The following is a 19,763-nucleotide window of genomic DNA, read 5'->3' as shown; positions in this document are numbered from 1 at the left end:
AATGGACATCGATGTCGGCGGGCGCGGTGCTCGCGGCCCTCGCCGGCATCGCCTCGACCGAAGCCGCCGAGTGCCCGCGCAAGGATGCGCTCGGCACCTCGCGCATTCTGAGCGTCGACGCCAGGACCACGCCGCGCGTGGGCTTGAAGAGCTTTCCGCAGACGCTGCCGCTTGCCGATCACGAGGTCGTGCTGACCTTCGACGACGGCCCGCATCCGCCGACGACGTCGAAGGTGCTGGCCGCGCTCGCGCAGGAATGCGCGCGCGCCACCTTCTTCCTGATCGGCCTGCACGCCTCCGAACATCCCGACATGGTCAAGCGCATCGCGCGCGAGGGCCACACCATCGGCCACCACACCTGGTCGCACCCGTTCATGGCGCGGATCCCGTTCGACAAGGCCAAGGCCGAGATCGACCGCGGCATCGCCGCCGACGAGATGGCGCTGCACGGGACCTCGACCACGACGCCCTCGACGCCGTTCTTCCGCTTCCCCTATTTCGAGGCGACGCAAGCCGAGCTCGATCTGCTTCAGTCGCGCGGCATCGTCGTGTTCGGGGCCGATCTCTGGGCCAGCGACTGGAACGAGATGACGCCGGAGCAGGAACTGAAGCTGATCACCGAGCGGCTCGCCGCCGCCGGCAAGGGTATCATCCTCTTCCACGATCCCAAGGCACGCACGGCCGCGATCATGCCGGCCTTCCTGCGGTATCTGAGGGAGAACGGCTATCGGGTGGTTCACGTCGTCCCGGCGGGCGCAGCGCAGAAGAATGCCGATACGCGCTGATGCCGGAATGTCACGCCGGCGCAAAATGGGGTGATTTTGGCCCTATTAACAGTCTGTTCATGATACGCCATGCAAGTATTGAGGCGGGCTCGTCATGGGAAAGGTTCTGGTGCCTGAACCGTTTCCTGATGTCTCCGACCTACTATGGCGGCAATCGCGTATGAGGGCAGACGGGATTCATGATCGGAAGTAGCGTTGTTGTTCGGACGCGATCGTGGACCGTCCTCTGCCTCGGCGGATTCCTTGGATTGCTGACCGTCGGCGCACCGGTGGCGCTCGCAGCCGACTGTCCCGGGCACCCGGACGCGCTCGGGACCTCCGGCACCCTCGTGGTCGATCCGCATGAGCATCCGCGCATCGGCACCATGCAGTACCGCGAGACGCTGCCGCTGAAGGACCACGAGGTCGTCCTGACCTTCGACGACGGTCCGCTGCCGAAATATTCCAACCAGGTGCTCCAGATCCTCGCCGACGAATGCATCAAGGCGACCTTCTTCATCATCGGCAGCCAGGCCAAGGCGAACCCGGAAGGGGTGCGCAAGCTGGTAGCGGCGGGCCACACCGTCGGCACGCACAGCATGAACCATCCGCTGACCTTCGACCGGATGGGAATCGAAAAATTCGAGCCCGAGATCAACGGCGGCATCGAATGGACTTCGGCCGCGATGACCGATCCGTCCAAGCTCGCGCCGTTCTTCCGCATCCCCGGCCTGATGCGCGCCGAAGGCGTCGAGAATTATCTGATCTCGCGCGGCATCCAGGTCTGGAGCGCCGATTTCCCGGCCGACGACTGGCGGCATGTGTCGTCCGATCGCGTCTACCAGCTCGCGATCCAGCGGCTGGAGGCCAAGGGCAAGGGCATCCTCTTGCTGCACGACATCCAGGCCCGCACGGTGGCGGCGCTGCCCAAGATCATCCGCGACCTCAAGGCGCGCGGCTATCGCATCGTGCATGTGGTGCCTGCGACCGCGGAGCGGCCGGCAACGCCGACCATTCCGGTGGAATGGCTGCTGCATCCGCCGACCGAGACCGTGCCGATCGCGCGCTGGCCGGCCGTGCCGAACTTCGTGTTCACGCAGACCCAGACGCTTCCGGCGCCCTCGCTTGCCGATCTCAATGCGCAGACCGGACATCAGCCGCTGCTGCCGCGCCGGACCATGGCGCAGGCGAATGTCGCCGCCACCCTGCCCGTGCCGGACCGCGATCTCTTCGCGATTCCCGAGGGCTCGATCGAAGTCTTGCTGTCCACGACGTTGTCACGGCGTGCCGCGACACGGCTGGCAATGGCGGCCGAGACGCCCCGTGCGGCCAAGGGCAAGGCTGCCAAGTCGCAGGCACACCGCACCGCCCACGCTGCGCACGGCGCACCGAAGCATGCCGCGCAGGCCAAGAGCACGGCTCCCAAGAACGCCGCACCGGGCGCCGCGCCGCGTCCGACCCGCGTGGCCAGCCTGAAGAAGCGCGCGCAGTAAGCTCTACTGCCGCATGATGCTGGCGACGCAGAGCAGCACGATCAGCGCCAGGAAGAACAGGTCCATATAGGACTTGAGCTCGCCGTCGCGGCGCAGCCGCGCAACGTCCACCACGATCTGCTTGCGCGTCGAGGTTCCGCCCGAGCCGTCGTTGATCGGGGCCTGAAGGCGCTTGGTCTCGGCTTCCAGCTTCTCGATCTTCTGGAAGAAGTAGAACGCGCGCAGCGTCGAGGCCGCGCGCATGCCGGTATAGACCAGCACCAGGATCGCGACGATCGCCCGGTTTTGATATTTCTCCAGGAAGTTCAGGCTGAAATAGACCATCGCCATGAACGCGAAGTTGGTCACGAAGCGGTAGACGAAGCTTAGAAAGACCATACTGGCTCCAGCCCAGAGAAGACGCGCAAGCGGGTCGTGTTGCGAATTCGGGGATATGGGACGCAGGCCGGAACAGCCGGCCTGAATGCCGCGCAGGCCCGTCTACGCCAACTTGGTTTCAACAAAGATACTATCCGCCCACAACTCGCCGCCTTTTAGCCACGCGCGGCCATAATGCAAGCCGGGCCACGACGGCCGGCCTGTTCCGCACGCGGGCGTCCGCAACGCTCAATGGCGATTTGGCGGGAGTCGCGATAGACTGGGGCTGCCGCCACATGTGGGGTCTGCCGATGCCAAGGAAGGGAATCACGGGCCACGACGACTGGGTTCTGACCGAGGCCCTCGCGACCGCGCTGGTCGCGCTGGAGCAGCTCGAGCCGAAGCACCAGCCGAGCGCGCATATGGACGACATCCGCAAGATGCTCTCCAGCGGCAAGGAGCCGGCGGCGGTGAGCCTGCACCTCGCCCAGGCCAAATGCCGCCTGTTTCCGGAGTCGGATCCGCTTCAGATCTACAAGGAATACGGGATCGGCGAGGAATATGGCTGAAGGGGCCGGGTCACGAAAATAGCTCCGCCACTGTCCGGGACGATCTTCCGGATCCTGCGGGGTCATGAAGCGCGTGAAGATCGTTGTGGCTTGACGGCGGGAAACGATGGAGACGATCGCCGGCAGCACCCGTTCCATCCAGGGCGTCGCCCAGAGACCGCCGGGGGCGAAGATGTTCTGCATGTCGATGCAGAGGTGAACCGCATCCCGGATGTCGGCAATTTCCGACGCACTGTCCCTCATCGTCCTCCACCGTCAAACGCATGGCCGCGCGACGGCATCTCCGCGGCAAGCTCATCGGCTGCAATGCGCGTCCGACAGCCGTCGTTCCGCGGTCATCGGCGGTGGACGAAGCCCCGCGCCACCAGCGCACGCCATCACGCCGGCGAATCGCGGGATCGACTTACGGCATCAGCGGAATCATGAGGAAGATCGCCGCGTTCGATCGGACCGGTCATGCGACGGCTTCGACCGACGCAAGCGACGCGCGGAAGGTGACCGGCGTGGTGCCAGTCCGGGCCTACATCAGAAAAACTTCAGGGATTTCAAAGCCAAATTCGGCTTTGTGGTGCGCTCGGAGGGACTCGAACCCCCACGATTTTACTCACTGCCACCTCAAGGCAGCGCGTCTACCAGTTCCGCCACGAGCGCTTTGGGGATGCCGGCCTGAGGCTTGAGGGCCGGCCGGATCAACGGCGCCGATCTAACAAATCCATCAGGGGGGTACAAGCCTGCAAAGGCCCAGAATTCCACAAGCTTGGCAGGAAATTCTCTCCCTGCCCGGATCGGCCCTATCGGGTGCCCCGGGGCCGCGACCGCGTGCCCAGGCCGCTACCGCGTGCCCGGCGTGCGCGGCAGCATCTGCTTGACCTCGACCGCGATCCGGTTGCGGTCGACCAGCACGACGCCGGAGGCGACCGGCAGGTTGTTGGCCAAAACCTTGACCTCGTCGGCCTCGGTTGCGTCCAGCTCGATGATGGCGCCGCGGGAAAGACGTAATACCTGATGGATCGGCATGGTGGTCGTCCCGAGGACGACCATGAGATCCACGGTGACTTTATCGAGAGTGGGCACTGTCAGGACCGCCGCAACTTGAGACTAGCATTTGCGCCTGCAATCATCACCACGTTATGGTTAGCCAATGGTTAATTCGCCTCAAAACCCCCGCCAAGACCTCGATTTGACGTCGTTTTCCGCCTCCACGGGCACGCCCGTGGAGTGGCGGATCTCGGACGCGCCGGTGCCCTATCCGGAGGCCGTGGCCGCCATGGAGGCGCGGGTCGCCGCGATCGCGGCGGGCGAGGCGCCGGAGCTGGTCTGGCTGCTCGAACACCCCCCGCTCTACACCTCCGGCACCTCGGGCAAGGAATCCGACCTGCTCGATTCCCGATTCCCGGTCTTTGCCACCGGGCGCGGTGGGCAGCTGACCTATCACGGGCCCGGCCAGCGGGTGGCCTACATCATGCTCGACCTCAAGCGGCGCCGGCCGGACGTGCGGGCCTATGTCGCGAGCCTGGAGGAATTGATCCTGCGCACCCTTGCCGCCTTCAACGTCCGCGGCGAGCGGCGCGAGGACCGGGTCGGCGTCTGGGTGAAGCGCCCCGGCAAGGGGCCCGAGCACGAAGACAAGATCGCGGCGATCGGCGTCCGGCTGAAGCGCTGGGTGTCGTTCCACGGCATCGCCATCAATGTCGAGCCGGAGCTGTCGCATTTCGCCGGGATCGTGCCCTGCGGCGTCGCCGATCCCCGCTACGGCGTCACCTCGCTGGTCGATCTCGGCCAGCTCGCGACGATGGCCGATGTCGACGTCGCGCTTCGGCAAGCGTTCGAAGAGCTGTTCGGGCCAACCCGCGCGCTGGTGCCGGAAGGGGCCGCTTAGGCGCTTTCCTGTTGGAGACCCGCCGCCCGCGTTCTCCGCACGCGCGGAATCGGTTACGCTTTATCCCGGTGCCGCCCACGCCTCCCCCCTCCGCCGGGAAAGCAGACGTCATGCCGGGCGACGAGACCATCGGACCGACTGTTCGAGCGCCAAGCATAAGGAGGGATTGCGATCATGCTCGCAATGGGAGGTTCTCTCGATGAAGTTGTCTGCACCCATCTACCATCTGAAGCGGAAAGCAAAACGCCTGTCCCGCGAGGAAGGCATTCCGCTCCACGACGCGCTTGACCGCATCGCAACGACGGACGGTTTTTCCGCCTGGAGCATGCTTGCGGCGAAAGCCGCCGCGATGACGCCTGCCAATCGGCTGTTCCCGCAATTCCGCCCCGGCGACCTGGTGTTGGTCGGGGCGCGCCCGGGCCAGGGCAAGACCCTGATGAGCCTCGAGCTTGCCACGGAGGCCATGAGGTCGGGACATCGCGCCGCGTTCTTCTCGCTCGAATATACCGAGAAAGACGTGTTGGAACGCCTTCGGGCGATCGGCGTGGACCCCGCGCAATTCGCTGGGCTCTTCGAGGTCGATTGCTCCGATGCGATCAGCGCCGATTACGTCGTCAAGCAGATGGCCGCAGCGCCCCGCGGCACGGTCGTGGTGATCGACTATCTGCAACTGCTCGACCAGCGACGGGAAAACCCCGACCTGACCGTTCAGGTGCGCGCACTAAAATCGTTCGCGCGCGACAAGGGGCTGATCATCGTCTTCATCTCGCAGATCGATCGATCCTATGATCCCTCGATCAAGCCGTGCCCTGACCTCAGCGACGTCCGCTTGCCGAACCCGCTGGATTTCAAGCTGTTCGACAAGACGTGCTTCCTCAACAACGCCGAGGTTCAGTTCCGGGCGGCGAGCTGACGATCCCTGGCGACCGGTTCGGGCCGCGGGTGAGATGGTTCACCCGCGGCTTGCCGTCTCATGCTGCCTTTAGCGACACATCGAGCTTGCCGGCGATGTAGCGGCGCTCCTGGGTCAGGCCGCCAAAGCCGTAGGCGTCGCCCTTGACCTCGTCGACATGCAGATAGGTCTCGGGGTGCAGCGGGCCCAGAATCTCGGCCATGCGCTTGAACATCGCGGCGAGATAGGCCGCCTTCTCGTCCTTGGTGTTGGTGCCTTCGGTGACATGGATGTCGATCCAGTAGCTGGCGAGCTTCTGCTCGGCGAGCGATTGGCCGCCGGCGAACCAGTCGTCCGCCTCGACCGATTTCACGATGATGGCGGTCACCTTGGGATCCTTGTGCAGGATTTTTGCGGTGAGCTCGGACACGGCATTCGCGATGTCGGCCTTCAGCGAGGGTGACTGGCGGGAGGTGGTGTAGCACACGGTGATCAGGGGCATGGTCGTTCTCCTCAAGATGTCGCGCAGGTCTTGCGCGGCGTTGATGAGAAGCTAGACCTCCCTTCTCCATTTTGGTATCTTATCTCTATTGATACCAGTGATAACCATTCATAATGACAGCAACGCTCGACATCGCCACCATCAAGGCCTTCCTGCTGGTCGCCGACCTCCAGAGCTTTACCCGCACCGCCGAAGCGCTCGGCACGACGCAGGCGGCCGTCAGCCTCAAGCTGCAACGGCTGGAGACGTTGCTGGGGAAGCGGCTCGTCGAGCGCTCGCCGCGCGCGGTCCGGCTCACCGCCGACGGCGCAGCATTTCTCGAACGCGCCCGCGCGCTGATCGAGGCGCATGACCGCGCATTGTCCGGCGAGGCCTCCGTCGCGCAGTCGCTCTCGCTCGGCATCTCCGACCATGCCGCGGGCCCCGAGCTGGTGCCGCTGCTCGAACGCCTGCACGCGATGTCCTCGAACCTCACCCTCGCCGTCACCATCGGCTTCTCGCGCGAGATGCAGGATGCCTATGACGCGGGCGAGCTGGATGCGGTGATCGTTCGCCAGGAAGGCAGCCGCCGCGGCGGCGAAAAGCTGACCGAGGACGAGTTCGGCTGGTTCGCGTCACGACGCTTCACGCTGCCGACGGGTGAGCCGCTGCCACTCGCAACGCTCGCCCCGCCCTGCGGCGTCCGCGCCGTCGCCGTGCGTGCGCTCGACAAGGCCGGCCTCGCCTGGCGCGAGCGCTTTGTCGGCGGCGGCGTCACGGCGGTGGTCGCGGCCGCACTTGCCGGACTTGCGATCGCGCCGCTGGCGCGGCGGATCGCGCCACCGGGACTGGTCGACATCGGGCCGGCGCACAGGCTGCCGAAGCTCGGCAGCTCGAAGGTCATGCTGCATTCGAAGGTCAGCGACCCCGCCAAGCTGGCGGCGCTGCGTGCGGTGGCGGCGACGTTCCGGAGCGTGGCGACCGCCTAGCCAAACCACTGACCTTCCTCCGCGGCGTATCTGCCAGCGACGAACCAATAGACAAGTCCCGCGCAACCGCCGGCGAAAACAAACGCGGCGACGAACGAGCCGGCGACCTGGAACAGCAGCGCGCAAAACAGCGATCCAATCGCGGCGCCTGAAGCCGCATAGAACAACAGGGATCGGATGCGCAGCCGTTCGGCGAGCCAGATCACCGCGCCAGCCGGAAGCCCCGTTAACGTGCAGACGACAAGCAACGTCAGCGGCAGCACGAAGATGAGCATCAAGGCGATGCCCACCAGTTGTCCAGCGCTATTCATGGCTCCAATGAAGATGGCCAGCATGATGGAATGCAGGACCGCAGTTGCGGCCACGCATCCGCGGAACCAACCGTTCAGAGCGCGAGGGCATTCAGCGCAGGACATCACATCACCTCACAAGATCGCTTCGAACGCGCTGCGCAACGTCTCATGCCGAAACACAAAGCCGCGGCTGAGCGCCTTGTTGGGCAGCACCCGCTGGCCGCCAAGCAGCAGCTCGTCGGCAAAGCCGCCGCCGATCCGGCGCAAGAGACCACCGGGAATGCGAAGCACCGCGGGCCGATGCAGGCGGCGGCCAAGCTCTTCGGTGAACTTTGCGTTGGTGACCGGGATCGGCGCGGTGGCGTTGACGGGACCGGCGAGATCGGGCGTTGCGATCACATAGGCGATCAGCCGGATGAGATCGTCGCGCTCGATCCAGGACATCCACTGCCGCCCGGTGCCGAGCGGTCCGCCAAGCCCGAACTCGAACGGCGTCAGCATGCGCGTGATGAAGCCTCCTTCCGTGCCCAGCACGAGGCCGATGCGCAAATAGACCACGCGCACGCCATGCTCCTCCGCCGGCCGCGCCGCCTGCTCCCAGGCCGCGCACAGCTCATGGCTGAAGCAGGCATGCGACTTCGCCGATTCCGTCAGCACCTGGTCGGCCCACAGGCCGTACCAGCCGGTCGCGGAGCCGCTGACGAGCACGTCGGGCTTGTGGTCGAGCCGCGCGATCAGCTTGACGACCCCGCCGGTCATGTCGATGCGAGACTTCAGTATCTCTGCGCGCTTCGCCTCGGTCCACAGGCCGTTGCCGATCGGCTCGCCGGCGAGATTGACGATGGCGTCGATACGCATGTCCGAGGCGAGCTGATCGAGGCTGGTGATCAGCGTCACCGGCGGCGGCAGCAGCTCGGCCTTCGCCGGGTTGCGAATGAGCGCGATGACGTGATGCCCTGCCCCGCCGAGGCTCGCCGCAAGGCGGCTGCCGATGAAGCCGGTGGCACCTGATATCAGCACGGTCTTGCGACCCGGAAGTTTCTCGACGAGCCCGGCCGCCGGTGCGCACGTCATGCGGCCGAGCCGGCGCACCGCCGCAAAATCCCTGATGCCGCAGAGCGCCGCGCCGACCGCGCAGGCGGTCGCAGCGATGCTGAGCACGCCCTGATACACGACCGCCACCCCGAGCGGCTGCATCGCCCAATCGATCAGCACCGGCAGCAGCAGCACCAGGATGGCGCCGTAGTTGATCGCGAGCAGCGTGTGGTTGATCCGCTCGCTCGGCGGCAATTTCCGGCTCAGATCCTCCTCGACGAAATCCATCAGCGTGATGACGATCTCGGCGACCAGCACCGCGACGATCAGCAGCGCCAGCGCGCCATGAACCTCGAGCCAGCCGAGCACGAGGAACAACAGCGCATAGAGCACGTTGCGGATGCCGTGCAGCTTCAGCTCGAAGCGCTGCGACACCCGCCAGGCCAGGCGCTCGGTGAATTCGTGGTGATAGAAGGTGTCGAACACGCCCATCACGATCTGGACGGCGATGAGGATCCACAACAGCGGCGTCATGATACGGCCTCCCTGAAGGTGGCGGACTGGTGGATCAGCGCGCCGTAACGCGGGTGGGTGACATCGAGGGTGAAGCGGAAGGCGCCCTCGCCGAGATCGCTGTGCATCACCGTGAGGTCGCCCGGCGTGAGCCATCGCGGCAACGGGATCCACAGGCTTCCGAGCTGGAGGCCGTAAGCAACGCTGCGGAAGGTCAGCACCTGGTCCTCGACCGCGATGCGCAGCGCCATCGAGACGCCGAGGCCGACATATTCCTCGAGCCCGGTCGGGCCGGCGAAGCGTTTTGCGGAATGGATCACCTGCGGAAAGCCGCGCTTGCGCGCGCAGATGCGCGTCCAGGTCTGGCCGCCGCTTGCGCCGTCCTCGGTGACCGTGACGATCATCGGCACGCCGGTGTCGCGGCCGGTCGGCAATGGCCCGCCGATCAGGCGAGCGAGTTGCGCCAACCACCAGCCGGCGTCGCTGAAGGCGACCTCGTCGACCACGCCGACATAAATGACGCTGTCGCCGTCGTCGACGCGTTTGGAAAAGCGCCGCCAGGTCGCGAGCGGCAGGCGCCCCCAGTCCTCGTCCGACAGGAGCGCACGGAAGCGGCGGTCGTCGAGCAGTTTGGTGTGAACGGGAAGAGATGCGCTGGAGCCTGATAATCGAGCCGACGTCATCGCACCCTCCCTCGCGCTATTTGACCTTGCCCAGCGGCAGCAGGTTGGCGATCTTCTCGCCAAGCCGCATCAGGGCGACCAGCCGCGGCCGCGGCACCTTCAGCATCTGCATGAACCAGTGGTTGGCGAGCTCGGTGAAGGCGAGCATCTCCTTCAGCCGTTTGCTTGCGACCGGATTGATGGTCGGATCGTCGGCGGCATCGGACACGCAGGCCCTGAGCGCCGTGATCGCCGGATCGAGCTCGCGCTCCTTGCGCCGCGCCGCGATCCGGGCCGCAACCTCCCAGATGTCGGTCTCGGCTTCGAAATGATCGCGGCGGTCGCCGAGGATCGGCACGCGCCGGATCAGGTTCCAGGCCAGCAGCTCCTTGATCGAGTTGGAGACGTTGGAGCGTGCCATGCCGAGCGTGTCGGCGATGTCCTCGGCGGTCATCGGCGCCTCCGCGAGATAGAGCAACCCGTGGATCTGGCTGACGGAGCGGTTGACGCCCCATTCGTCGCCCATGTCGCCCCAATGCAGGATGAAGCGCTCGACGGCGGCGGGGAGTTTCTTCTTTCCGGTTATTTCTGTCATAACAGAAATATCTGACGGATGAGATTGAGTGTCAAGCCCTTCCCGGGTGGCCTGCCCGTGCATACCGTCCGCCGCATTTGCCTAAGAATGTCCCAGAAATCGGGAACCAAACGACCCATTCGGCGTTTGCCCGGGTCGAGGCAGGGTGTCCGAAATGGTTAGAAAGTCCAATCAGCAGAGAGACTTGTTCGAGAGCGAACGCAGTTTCCGGCTGTTGGTCGAAGGAGTTGCCGACTACGCCTTGTACATGCTCGATCCCAAGGGGATCATCACGAGCTGGAATATCGGTGGCGAGCGCATCAAGGGCTATTCGTCCGACGAGATCGTCGGCCAGCATTTTTCGCGCTTCTACCCCGAGACCGACCGGGCCAACGGCAAGCCCGCCCGCGCACTCGGCATCGCCCGCGACAAGGGCCGCTATGAGGAAGAAGGCTGGCGCGTCCGCAAGGACGGCACCTTCTTCTGGGCGAGCGTCGTGATCGACCCGATCTACGAGGACCGCGAGCTCATCGGCTTCGCGAAGATCACGCGCGACATCACCGAGCGACGCAACACGCAGCTCAAGCTCGAGGCGATGCAGAAGCAGCTTGCCGAATCCCAGAAGTTCGACGCGCTCGGCCAGCTCACCGGCGGCGTCGCCCACGATTTCAACAATCTCCTGATGATCATCAGCGGCAGCCTTCACACCCTGAAGCGGGGCGCCGACGACGATGCCAAGCTCCAGCGCGCGATCTCGGCGATCGAGACTGCGACCAGGCGGGGCGCCGCGCTGACCAACCAGCTCCTCACCTTCGCGCGGCGACAGAGCGTCAACCCGCAGGCGGTCGATTTTTCCGAGCGCATCGGGGCGATCCGCGAGGTGCTCGAGGCCGGCGTCGGCAGCTCCGTGCGCCTCGCCTTCGACATCGACCGCAAGGTCTGGCCGATCAGGACCGACGTCTCGGAGTTCGAGACTGCGCTGCTCAATCTCGTCATCAATGCCCGCGATGCGATGCCCGACGGCGGCACGGTGACGATCAGCGCCCGCAATGTCGTGCTGGACGAGCCGCCGCTCGCCGGCGAGTTCGTCGCGATCGACATCGCCGACACCGGGCTCGGCATTCCCGCCGACGTCGTCGACAAGATTTTCGAGCCGTTCTTCACCACCAAGCCGCTCGGCAAGGGCACCGGTCTCGGCCTGTCCCAGGTGCACGGCTTTGCGCATCAGGCCGGCGGCACGGTGAAGGTCACAAGCGAGCTCGGCAAGGGCACGACTTTCGGCATCCTGCTGCCACGCGGAACGGATGTGCCGGCGCGGGAAACGGCGGAGGCGGTGCCGTTCCGCGGCAACGGCACGGTGCTGCTGGTCGAGGACAATCCGGATGTGGCCGTCGTCAGCATCGGCCTGTTGGAGCAGCTCGGCTACCGCGTTCGCCGCGTCCCCGACGCTGAATCCGCGCTGCGCGAGCTCGAGCACAACGGCGTCGACTTCGTCTTCTCGGACATCGTGATGCCCGGCAAGATGGACGGCCTCACCCTCGCCCATCATCTGCGCCTGATCCGCCCCGGCCTGCCGATCCTGCTCGCCACCGGCTACAGCGAGGCCGCCGCCGACGTGCGCGGCGACTTCCCGATCCTGCGCAAACCCTACGAGATCCACGAGCTGAGCGAAGCGATCGCGAAGCTGCCGAGGTGACTCTCGCTTTCTTCGCCTCTCGCCGCCCTCACTGCGTCATGGCCGGCTTGACCCGGCCATCCACGCCTTCCGCGCAGTAGAGAGAACGTGGATGCCCGGGACGAGCCCGGGCATGACGACCTTCTCTGAGGGGGCACCTACACCGTCGGCAGAACCGAGAACTTCTCCCCTGCCCTGCGCAGGTCCAGCTCGTCCGCACCGGCCGTCTCGCTGGTGACACTGTCGACGCGCGCGGACGGCGGACCATGGCGGCACAGCGCGACCATGTCGGCGACGTGGTTCGGCGCACCCGCGAACAGCGCTTCCACGCTGCCGTCGCGGCGGTTGCGGACCCAGCCTTCGAGCCCGCTCGTGGCGGCCTGGTATTCGACCCAGGCACGATAGCCGACGCCCTGCACGCGGCCGCGGATCATGACCTGGAGGATCGCCCGGCTCATTTCTTGAGTCCGAGCAGATCGGCGCTGCGCGCCTTCGTCTCGGCCTCGCGCATGACACGGTTGGTCAATTCCGCGGACGCCAATCCCTTGAGCGCTTTGGGCGGCGAGCCTTCGTGCAGCGCCTTCAGCGTGTCGTAGACGGCCTGCGTCGCCGCCGCGATCGGCGCGTGGCCCTGGAGCGCGACGCGCACGCGCTGGGAGACGAGATAATCGGGCGCATTCAATTCTTCCGGCGCACCACCGAGCACGATCGGCAGCTGCGTCGCGGCCGCGACCGCTTCGAGCTCGGCACGCGACTTGATGCCGGTGAAGAACAGCGCGTCGACGCCGGTCGCCTCATAGGCCCTGGCGCGCCGAATGGCATCTTCGAGCGAGGTGATCGAGGCAGCTCCAGTGCGGCCCATGATGACCAGCGAGGGATCGCTGCGGCCGCTGAGCGCCGCCTTCATCTTGCCGACGCCCTCCTCCAGCGAGATCAGTTGCGTCTTCGCTTCACCGAAGGCGGCCGGCAGCAGCGTGTCCTCGATGGTGAGGCCGGCCGCCCCCGCCGTCTCCAGCTCCTGCACGGTGCGGCGCACGTTGAGCGCATTGCCATAGCCGTGATCGGCATCGACCAGCACCGGCAGCGCGGAGGCGCGCGACATCCGCCGCATCTGCTCGGCGAGCTCGGTGAGCGTGATCAGCGTGATATCGGGATCGCCGAGCACGGCGAGCGAGGCCACTGAACCGCCGAACATGCCGAGCGGAAAGCCGAGATCCTCGGCGATGCGGATCGAAATGGCGTCATAGACCGAGCCGGGATGGATGCAGGCCGGACCCGACAGGATCGATCGCAATTTTTCGCGGCGGGAACGGAAGGCCATGGCGCTGTCTCTCAATCAGTCCGAGTACATCCCCGCCGTCGTCCTGGCGAAAGCCAGGAACCCATTACCCCAACTGCATGTTGTTGGAGACGATGACGGCCACCATCTCCGTCAACAACTACTCCCTGGGGTAATGGGTCCTGGATCAGCGCTCGCTCCTGGACAACGCTACGCGTTGCCAGGGCTCACTTGTCCAGGACGACATCGGGGTCCTTACGCAAACTCCAAAATCAGTGCATCCACGGCGAGCGTCGCACCGGCGCTGGCGTGGATCTTCTTCACCGTGCCGTCCTGCTCGGCGCGGAGCACATTCTGCATCTTCATGGCTTCGACCACCGCGAGCGTCTCGCCGGCCTTGACCTCCTGCCCCTCGCTCACCGCGATCGAGACGATCAGCCCGGGCATCGGGCAGAGCAGCTTCTTGCCGGTGTCGGAAGCCGTGGTCACCGGCATCAGCCGCGCCGAGGTCGCTTCGGCTTCGGTCCAGACATAGACCGGCACCTCGACGCCCTGATGCGCAAGACGGATGCCGTTGGCGATCGGGCGCGTCTGCACCGCGACGAAGTGGCCGTCGATTGTGCCCTGCCAGACCGGATCGCCCGGCTTCCACGGCGACTGCAACAGATGCGCGTTGCCGGCCTTGCCGTCGGCATCGACGAAGCGGATCGCGATCGCCTCGCCCTCGCGCGCGACCTCGAGCCCAATCTCCTGGCGATCGAGCCAGACCGCGCGGCGGCGCTCGCGCTGCACGATCCGGCCGCCCATCTGGCCCGAGATCTGGCGCTTGCGCTCGCCGAGCACGTGATCGATGGCGGCGCCGACCGCGGCGATCCGCCGGGCGACCTCGCCTTCGGGCACGCGCACCGCGAAGCCCTTGGGGAATTCCTCGGCGATGAAGCCGGTCGAGAGCCGCCCCTCGCGCCAGCGCGGATGATGCATCAGCGCCGACAGGAACGGGATGTTGTGCCTGATGCCGTCGACATAGAACGAATCCAGCGCCGTTGCCTGCGCCTCGATCGCTGCCGCGCGCGAGGGGGCGTGGGTGACGAGCTTGGCGATCATCGGATCGTAATGGATCGAGATCTCGCCGCCCTCCTGCACGCCGGTGTCGTTGCGGATCGTGATGCCGTCCTGGCTGGCTTCCGCCGGCGGACGATACTTCACCAGGCGTCCGATCGAGGGCAGGAAGTTGCGGAACGGGTCTTCGGCGTAGAGGCGGGATTCCACGGCCCACCCGGTGAGCGTGACGTCCTTCTGCGCGAGACCGAGCTTCTCGCCGGCGGCAACGCGGATCATCTGCTCGACGAGGTCGATGCCGGTCACGAGCTCGGTGACGGGATGCTCGACCTGGAGGCGCGTGTTCATCTCCAGGAAGTAGAAGCTCTTGTCCTGGCCGGCGACGAACTCGACGGTGCCGGCGGAATCATAGTTCACAGCCTTGGCCAGCGCGACCGCCTGCTCGCCCATCTTGCGGCGGGTGGCCTCGTCGAGCAGCGGCGACGGCGCTTCCTCGATGACCTTCTGGTTGCGGCGCTGGATCGAGCATTCGCGTTCGCCGAGATAGATGACGTTGCCGTGCTTGTCGCCCAGCACCTGGATCTCGATGTGGCGGGGATCGACGATGAACTTCTCGACGAAGACGCGGTCGTCGCCGAACGAGGCCTTGGCCTCGGCCTTGGCGAGGTTGAAGCCTTCGGCGACCTCGCTCTTCGAATGCGCGATGCGCATGCCCTTGCCGCCGCCACCGGCGGAGGCCTTGATCATCACGGGGTAGCCGATCTCGTCGGCGATGCGGACTGCGTGCTTGTCGTCCTCGATGACGCCGAGATAGCCCGGCACGGTCGAGACCTTGGCCTTGGCGGCCGCCTTCTTGGATTCGATCTTGTCGCCCATCGCGGCGATCGCGCCCGGGTTCGGGCCGATGAAGACGATGCCGGCCGCTTCCAGCGCGCGCGGAAAGGCCTCGCGCTCGGACAGGAAGCCGTAGCCGGGATGCACCGCCTCGGCGCCCGTCTTGCGGCAGGCGTCCACGATCTTCTCGATCACCAGATAGCTCTCGGCGGCGGCCGGCGGGCCGATCAGCACCGCCTCGTCGGCCATCTCGACATGGAGGGCATCGCGGTCGGCCTCGGAATAGACCGCGACCGTTTCAATTCCCATCCGGCGGGCAGTCTTGATGACCCGGCAGGCGATTTCGCCGCGATTGGCGATCAGGATGCGTTTGAACATGCTTTTCTTGAGTCTCGACCTTGGGCGGGACCCTTCCCCGACCGTTGGGCCTCTGGGACGGGCCGTGTGACCCCGTGGTACATCAAAATAGGCCGGAGGCAACGGTCTAAATCCGGCCCCTCTGGCGTACCAGCGCAAGACCAAAATGGACTTGGGCATATGGACTTGGGCAACGGGCTTGGCGCGCCCCCGGGACGGCCTACCGCTTCGCTGCCTTGGCCACGCCCCGCACCAGGGCGTGAATGAAGTCCAGTTTGGCGACCACCGCCTGCGACAGGATGAACGGATAGAGATCGCGCATGCCCATGGCGCGGTTGACGCTGTTCATGGCGAAGGTGAAGGGCAGCCATGCGTCGACCAGCGTCTGGACGTCCCGCGCCTCGTAGGGGTTGAACCGGAGCCGCGTCGACAACTCTCCGTCGCGGTCGACCCGCGGCCGCACCTCCATACCGAACTCGGAGGCCATCTCCAAGGTGTCGACGATATGGAGGTAGTGCGCCCAGGTTTCGGCGAAATCTTCCCAGGGGTGCGTCGTGGCGTAGGCAGAGACATAGTTCTGCTGCCAGTCCGGTGGCGCGCCTTCGGCATAATGGCGCTGCAAGGCCTGGCCGTAATCGGCCGAATCGTCGCCGAAAACAGCGCGGCATTCGTCGAGCTTGCCGCCCTGGCGGACCAGCACATCCCAGAAATAATGTCCGACCTCGTGGCGGAAATGCCCGAGCAGCGTCCGGTAGGGCTCGCCCATCTCCAGCCTGCGCCGCTCGCGCTCGATGCCGTCGGTTTCGGTGAGCGCGATCGTGATCAGGCCGTCGTCATGCCCGGTCATGACCCTCTGCCCGCTGTTCGGATCGTCGGCGAGGAAGTTGAAGATCAGGCCGTGCTCGGGATTGTCCTGCCGGTTCTGGAGCGGCAGCTTCCAGCGGATCAGGGAATAGAACAGCCGGTGTTTTGCCACCTCAAGCTCGCGCCAGCCGGCGAGCTGAGCCGGATCGGAGAGGTCCGGCACCATGCCGTTGTGGCGGCAGGCGCGACAATATCCGTTGGTATCGCCCGGATCCGTCAGCCAGTTGCAGGCATCGTACTCGGCATTGCGGCACAGCATGCGTCCCCTGCCCTTGTCGGCCAGCGTCGTCCAGGACACGGCCTGAGCCTCGCCGTCGGGCTCGAGCGCCGACATCGTCTCCTTCTCCGGGAGGAAGGCGACGCGGTGACCGCAACGTTCGCAGGCGCGGTTCTCGAAATAGAGGACGTTGCCGCAGGACTGGCAGACAAAAAGCTTCAAGATTTAGCCTCGTCGAAAACGGGGTCTTATGAATGAGAATCGTGGCGCCTCGCAAAGACGCCTCCGCGGACGCATCGTTCCAATCTTCGGAACAAATAGCCAGCCCCGCCGTTAGCCGGCCCGACTTTTCCGCGTTCAGGCTGGCCCCGGGCCTTTCCGACAATCTATCCCCTTTGAGCAATGGCTATCACGCCTTGTCTGTGTGAATATTGGTCCGGCACGTGCGCACATGCATCACAACGGCCGACGCCTTGAACGATCCTTTGCCAGAGACCATCGCCGCCGAAAGGCTGCGCCAGCACCTCGAAGACGTCGCGCGCGAGCGCGACAATGCCTATCGCGCGCTCCAGGAGCGCGAGGCCGAGCTCGCGCGCATCCAGCGCATCGGCAAGGTCGGCGGCCTCGAGGTCGACTTCCGCGAGGGCTTCAAGAACCGTCGCTCGCCGGAATATCTGATGATCCACGGCCTGCCTCCCGAGGCCGCCGACGAATCGCACGAAGACTGGGTCGGCCGCATCCATCCCGATGACCGCGACGCCGCGGTGAAACACTTCTTCGATGTGCTGGCCGGGACCAGTGAGGATTATACCGCCGAATACCGCATCATCCGTCCGAGCGACGGCGAGACCCGCTGGATCCGCGTCGTCGCCAAGATCGCGCGTGACCGCGACGGGCGCGCCATCCGGCTCGTCGGCGCCCACATCGACATCACCGACCAGATGCTCGCCCGTGAGACGCTGCGCGAGAGCGAGGAGCGGTTTCGGCTGATCGCCGACAGCGCGCCGGTGCCGATCTGGGTCACAAAACTCGACCGCAAGCGCTCCTTCGCCAACCAGGCCTATGTCGACTTCGTCGGCCTGCCCTACGAGGAGGCCATCGATTTCGACTGGCGCAAGGTGCTGCATCCGGACGACCTGCCGCATGTGCTCCAGCAATCCGTCCAGGGTGAGGCGTCGCTAAAACCCTTCGTGCTGGAAGCGCGTTACAAGAACGCCAGCGGCGAATGGCGCTGGCTGCGCTCCGAATCCCAGCCGCGCTGGGATCCGACCGGCAAGCATATCGGCTTCATCGGCGTCGCCCACGACATCACCGCCGCCAAGCAGGCCGAGATCGAGCTCCGGCGGCTCAACGAGACGCTGGAAGAGCGCATCGTCGAGCGCACCGCCGAGCTCGAATCCAACGAGGCCCGGCTGCGCGCGATCCTGGAAACCAGCAACCAGTATCAGGGGCTGGTCAATCTCAAGGGCGAATTGCTCTACGCCAACAAGACCACGCTCGCCGGCATCGGCGCCGAGGCGCGGGATGTCATCGGCCAGCCGTTCTGGGACACGCCGTGGTTCACGGGGACCCCGGGCATGAGCGACGTCGCGCGCGAGGCCTTCGAGACGGTGCTGAGGGGCGAAGCGGTGCGGATGGAGATGCGGCTGCGCTTGCCGGCCGGTGAGCGCGATTTCGAGTTCGGCATGCGCCCCGTGCTCGACCGCCACGGCAACATCACCGGCGCAGTGCCCGAGGCCGTCGACATCACCGAGCGGCGCCTCGGCGAGGAGGCGCTGCGGCAGTCGCAGAAGATGGAGGCGATCGGGCAGCTCACCGGCGGTGTCGCGCACGACTTCAACAACCTCCTGACCATCATCCGCTCGGCGACCGACTTCCTGCGCCGGCGCGAGCTGCCGGAGGAGCGCCGCCGCCGCTATGTCGACGCCATCTCCGACACCGTCGAGCGCGCCTCGAAGCTGACCGCGCAGCTTCTGGCCTTCGCGCGACGGCAGCCGCTGAAGCCGCAGATCTTCAATGTCGGCAGCCAGGTCGAGGGCGTGGCGCAACTGGTCCGTCCGCTGGTCGGCGGCCGCATCGAGATCAGCGTCGAGGTTCAGGATACGGATTGTTTCACCATCGCCGACGTCGCGCAATTCGAGACGGCATTGATCAACCTCGCCATTAACGCCCGCGACGCCATGGACGGCGAAGGCCGCCTCACCATCGCGGTGCGCAAGGTGCATGGCATCCCGAGCCTGCGCGCGCAATCGGCGCGTGGCGGCGACTATGTCGCGATCTCGGTCGCGGATACCGGCAGCGGCATCGCGCCTGAGAACATCGACGCCGTCTTCGAGCCGTTCTTCACGACCAAGGAGGTCGGCAAGGGCACCGGCCTCGGCCTCAGCCAGGCGTTCGGTTTCGCCAAACAGTCCGAGGGCGACATCGCGGTGACGAGCACGCCTGGCAAAGGCGCGACCTTCACGATCTACCTTCCGCAGGCGCAGAGCCCGGCCACCGAGAGCGAAGCCGCAGCGCTGACCAGCGAGGCCGCGATCACCGGGCGCGGCTACCGCGTGCTCGTGGTCGAGGACAATGACGACGTCGGCCAGTTCTCGACCGAGCTGCTGGAGGACCTCGGCTATGTCGTCCGGCGCGTCGCCAATGCCCGTGCGGCGCTTGCCATCCTCGGCGAGAACGAGTTTGCCGTCGATCTCGTCTTCTCCGACGTCATCATGCCCGGCATGAACGGCGTCGAGCTCGCCGGCATCATCCGCGAGCGCTATCCGGGCCTGCCCGTCGTGCTCACCAGCGGCTACAGCAACGTGCTCGCCGAGAACGCCCATCGCGGCTTCGAGCTGATCCAGAAGCCGTATTCGGTGGAATCGCTGTCGCGAATCCTGCGCAAGGCGATCACCGAGAAGCTGTCGGTGGCGCGGTGAGTGTTATAGTTGCACGAAGCTCCCACAGACTCCGTCATTGCGAGCGCAGCGAAGCA

General features: G+C 65.8%; 19 protein-coding genes, 1 tRNA gene and 1 pseudogene. 8 read left to right on the top strand and 13 right to left on the bottom strand.

The window, feature by feature from the left end:
• The first annotated feature begins 11 nt into the window (after window positions 1-11).
• Window positions 12-785 carry a polysaccharide deacetylase family protein gene (locus tag XI09_RS21245; RefSeq protein ID WP_271568586.1) on the top strand — a complete coding sequence of 258 codons (774 nt, stop codon included), beginning with the start codon at window positions 12-14 and terminating at the stop codon, window positions 783-785.
• A 179-nt stretch (window positions 786-964) separates the two neighbouring features.
• On the top strand, window positions 965-2,257 hold the full coding sequence (locus XI09_RS21240; protein WP_271568578.1) for a polysaccharide deacetylase family protein: 1,293 nt from the start codon (window positions 965-967) through the stop codon (window positions 2,255-2,257).
• 3 nt (window positions 2,258-2,260) lie between these two features.
• Here XI09_RS21240 and XI09_RS21235 read toward each other — a convergent pair whose 3' ends face one another.
• The gene (locus tag XI09_RS21235) at window positions 2,261-2,635 is read right to left on the bottom strand and encodes a hypothetical protein (protein ID WP_092193091.1); all 375 of its coding nucleotides are present in this window, start codon (window positions 2,633-2,635) and stop codon (window positions 2,261-2,263) included.
• A 290-nt stretch (window positions 2,636-2,925) separates the two neighbouring features.
• Between XI09_RS21235 and XI09_RS21230 the strand changes: the two genes are divergently transcribed.
• Window positions 2,926-3,183, top strand: a complete 258-nt coding sequence (locus XI09_RS21230; protein ID WP_271568577.1) for a hypothetical protein — start codon at window positions 2,926-2,928, stop codon at window positions 3,181-3,183.
• A 12-nt stretch (window positions 3,184-3,195) separates the two neighbouring features.
• Here XI09_RS21230 and XI09_RS45800 read toward each other — a convergent pair.
• The 3 genes and pseudogenes from XI09_RS45800 to XI09_RS21220 form a co-directional block, all read right to left on the bottom strand.
• Window positions 3,196-3,426, bottom strand: a pseudogene (locus XI09_RS45800) (cysteine hydrolase); the annotation flags it as partial.
• A 323-nt stretch (window positions 3,427-3,749) separates the two neighbouring features.
• A tRNA-Leu gene (locus tag XI09_RS21225) sits at window positions 3,750-3,834 on the bottom strand.
• A 180-nt stretch (window positions 3,835-4,014) separates the two neighbouring features.
• Complete coding sequence (locus tag XI09_RS21220; protein ID WP_011088012.1) at window positions 4,015-4,257, bottom strand: FliM/FliN family flagellar motor switch protein; 243 nt, start codon at window positions 4,255-4,257, stop codon at window positions 4,015-4,017.
• Between the two features lie 67 nt (window positions 4,258-4,324).
• Between XI09_RS21220 and lipB the strand changes: the two genes are divergently transcribed.
• The gene (gene lipB, locus XI09_RS21215) at window positions 4,325-5,062 is read left to right on the top strand and encodes a lipoyl(octanoyl) transferase LipB (RefSeq protein WP_271568576.1); all 738 of its coding nucleotides are present in this window, start codon (window positions 4,325-4,327) and stop codon (window positions 5,060-5,062) included.
• Window positions 5,063-5,261: 199 nt separating this feature from the next.
• A complete protein-coding gene (locus XI09_RS21210; protein WP_271568575.1) occupies window positions 5,262-5,975 on the top strand; it encodes a DNA helicase in 714 nt (237 codons plus the stop codon).
• A 58-nt stretch (window positions 5,976-6,033) separates the two neighbouring features.
• Here XI09_RS21210 and XI09_RS21205 read toward each other — a convergent pair whose 3' ends face one another.
• Window positions 6,034-6,456, bottom strand: coding sequence for a tautomerase family protein (locus XI09_RS21205; RefSeq protein WP_271568574.1), 423 nt, complete (start codon window positions 6,454-6,456; stop codon window positions 6,034-6,036).
• Window positions 6,457-6,569: 113 nt separating this feature from the next.
• Here XI09_RS21205 and XI09_RS21200 point away from each other — a divergent pair, with 113 nt between their 5' ends.
• Window positions 6,570-7,424 (top strand): LysR family transcriptional regulator, encoded by an 855-nt coding sequence (locus tag XI09_RS21200; RefSeq protein WP_271568573.1) that lies wholly within the window; start codon window positions 6,570-6,572, stop codon window positions 7,422-7,424.
• Here the strand turns inward: XI09_RS21200 and XI09_RS21195 are convergent.
• The 4 genes from XI09_RS21195 to XI09_RS21180 form a co-directional block, all read right to left on the bottom strand.
• Window positions 7,421-7,759, bottom strand: a complete 339-nt coding sequence (locus XI09_RS21195) for a hypothetical protein (RefSeq protein ID WP_271568572.1) — start codon at window positions 7,757-7,759, stop codon at window positions 7,421-7,423. The two genes, XI09_RS21200 and XI09_RS21195, sit on opposite strands and share 4 nt — an antisense overlap.
• A 90-nt stretch (window positions 7,760-7,849) precedes the next feature.
• Complete coding sequence (locus XI09_RS21190) at window positions 7,850-9,286, bottom strand: TIGR01777 family oxidoreductase (RefSeq protein WP_271568571.1); 1,437 nt, start codon at window positions 9,284-9,286, stop codon at window positions 7,850-7,852.
• Window positions 9,283-9,948: a DUF4166 domain-containing protein gene (locus tag XI09_RS21185; RefSeq protein WP_271568570.1), complete on the bottom strand. Its 666-nt coding sequence runs from the start codon at window positions 9,946-9,948 to the stop codon at window positions 9,283-9,285. Before XI09_RS21185 ends, XI09_RS21190 begins: the two co-directional genes overlap by 4 nt.
• A gap of 16 nt (window positions 9,949-9,964) precedes the next feature.
• Window positions 9,965-10,522: a GbsR/MarR family transcriptional regulator gene (locus tag XI09_RS21180; RefSeq protein ID WP_271568569.1), complete on the bottom strand. Its 558-nt coding sequence runs from the start codon at window positions 10,520-10,522 to the stop codon at window positions 9,965-9,967.
• Between the two features lie 154 nt (window positions 10,523-10,676).
• On the opposite strand from XI09_RS21180, the gene XI09_RS21175 reads away from it, so the two are divergent.
• Window positions 10,677-12,197, top strand: a complete 1,521-nt coding sequence (locus tag XI09_RS21175; protein ID WP_271568568.1) for a PAS domain-containing sensor histidine kinase — start codon at window positions 10,677-10,679, stop codon at window positions 12,195-12,197.
• A gap of 137 nt (window positions 12,198-12,334) precedes the next feature.
• Here the strand turns inward: XI09_RS21175 and XI09_RS21170 are convergent, their stop codons facing one another.
• The 4 genes from XI09_RS21170 to XI09_RS21155 form a co-directional block, all read right to left on the bottom strand.
• The gene (locus XI09_RS21170) at window positions 12,335-12,634 is read right to left on the bottom strand and encodes an acylphosphatase (RefSeq protein WP_271568567.1); all 300 of its coding nucleotides are present in this window, start codon (window positions 12,632-12,634) and stop codon (window positions 12,335-12,337) included.
• Window positions 12,631-13,497 (bottom strand): isocitrate lyase/PEP mutase family protein, encoded by an 867-nt coding sequence (locus XI09_RS21165; RefSeq protein WP_271568566.1) that lies wholly within the window; start codon window positions 13,495-13,497, stop codon window positions 12,631-12,633. The genes XI09_RS21170 and XI09_RS21165 overlap by 4 nt, the downstream gene beginning before the upstream one ends.
• 213 nt (window positions 13,498-13,710) lie before the next feature.
• Complete coding sequence (locus XI09_RS21160; protein WP_271568565.1) at window positions 13,711-15,726, bottom strand: acetyl-CoA carboxylase biotin carboxylase subunit; 2,016 nt, start codon at window positions 15,724-15,726, stop codon at window positions 13,711-13,713.
• A 199-nt stretch (window positions 15,727-15,925) separates the two neighbouring features.
• A complete protein-coding gene (locus tag XI09_RS21155) occupies window positions 15,926-17,008 on the bottom strand; it encodes a zinc-binding metallopeptidase family protein (RefSeq protein WP_271568564.1) in 1,083 nt (360 codons plus the stop codon).
• A 221-nt stretch (window positions 17,009-17,229) separates the two neighbouring features.
• Between XI09_RS21155 and XI09_RS21150 the strand changes: the two genes are divergently transcribed.
• Complete coding sequence (locus XI09_RS21150; RefSeq protein WP_271568563.1) at window positions 17,230-19,707, top strand: hybrid sensor histidine kinase/response regulator; 2,478 nt, start codon at window positions 17,230-17,232, stop codon at window positions 19,705-19,707.
• The last annotated feature ends 56 nt before the right edge of the window (window positions 19,708-19,763 follow it).

Origin of the sequence: Bradyrhizobium sp. CCBAU 11386, from assembly GCF_028128955.1 — a bacterium.
Lineage (GTDB): Bacteria > Pseudomonadota > Alphaproteobacteria > Rhizobiales > Xanthobacteraceae > Bradyrhizobium.
The sequence above is the reverse complement of the archived record's forward strand: the minus strand, read 5'-3'. Positions and strand labels throughout refer to the sequence as shown.

Excerpts from the sequence above, each read along its gene's own strand:
- XI09_RS21245 (WP_271568586.1), top strand. The coding sequence starts at position 12 with ATGTCGGCGGGCGCGGTGCTCGCGGCCCTCGCCGGCATCGCCTCGACC.
- XI09_RS21240 (WP_271568578.1), top strand. The coding sequence starts at position 965 with ATGATCGGAAGTAGCGTTGTTGTTCGGACGCGATCGTGGACCGTCCTC.
- XI09_RS21235 (WP_092193091.1), bottom strand. The coding sequence starts at position 2,635 with ATGGTCTTTCTAAGCTTCGTCTACCGCTTCGTGACCAACTTCGCGTTC.
- XI09_RS21230 (WP_271568577.1), top strand. The coding sequence starts at position 2,926 with ATGCCAAGGAAGGGAATCACGGGCCACGACGACTGGGTTCTGACCGAG.
- lipB (WP_271568576.1), top strand. The coding sequence starts at position 4,325 with ATGGTTAATTCGCCTCAAAACCCCCGCCAAGACCTCGATTTGACGTCG.
- XI09_RS21210 (WP_271568575.1), top strand. The coding sequence starts at position 5,262 with ATGAAGTTGTCTGCACCCATCTACCATCTGAAGCGGAAAGCAAAACGC.
- XI09_RS21205 (WP_271568574.1), bottom strand. The coding sequence starts at position 6,456 with ATGCCCCTGATCACCGTGTGCTACACCACCTCCCGCCAGTCACCCTCG.
- XI09_RS21200 (WP_271568573.1), top strand. The coding sequence starts at position 6,570 with ATGACAGCAACGCTCGACATCGCCACCATCAAGGCCTTCCTGCTGGTC.
- XI09_RS21195 (WP_271568572.1), bottom strand. The coding sequence starts at position 7,759 with ATGCTGGCCATCTTCATTGGAGCCATGAATAGCGCTGGACAACTGGTG.
- XI09_RS21190 (WP_271568571.1), bottom strand. The coding sequence starts at position 9,286 with ATGACGCCGCTGTTGTGGATCCTCATCGCCGTCCAGATCGTGATGGGC.
- XI09_RS21185 (WP_271568570.1), bottom strand. The coding sequence starts at position 9,948 with ATGACGTCGGCTCGATTATCAGGCTCCAGCGCATCTCTTCCCGTTCAC.
- XI09_RS21180 (WP_271568569.1), bottom strand. The coding sequence starts at position 10,522 with ATGACAGAAATAACCGGAAAGAAGAAACTCCCCGCCGCCGTCGAGCGC.
- XI09_RS21175 (WP_271568568.1), top strand. The coding sequence starts at position 10,677 with ATGGTTAGAAAGTCCAATCAGCAGAGAGACTTGTTCGAGAGCGAACGC.
- XI09_RS21170 (WP_271568567.1), bottom strand. The coding sequence starts at position 12,634 with ATGAGCCGGGCGATCCTCCAGGTCATGATCCGCGGCCGCGTGCAGGGC.
- XI09_RS21165 (WP_271568566.1), bottom strand. The coding sequence starts at position 13,497 with ATGGCCTTCCGTTCCCGCCGCGAAAAATTGCGATCGATCCTGTCGGGT.
- XI09_RS21160 (WP_271568565.1), bottom strand. The coding sequence starts at position 15,726 with ATGTTCAAACGCATCCTGATCGCCAATCGCGGCGAAATCGCCTGCCGG.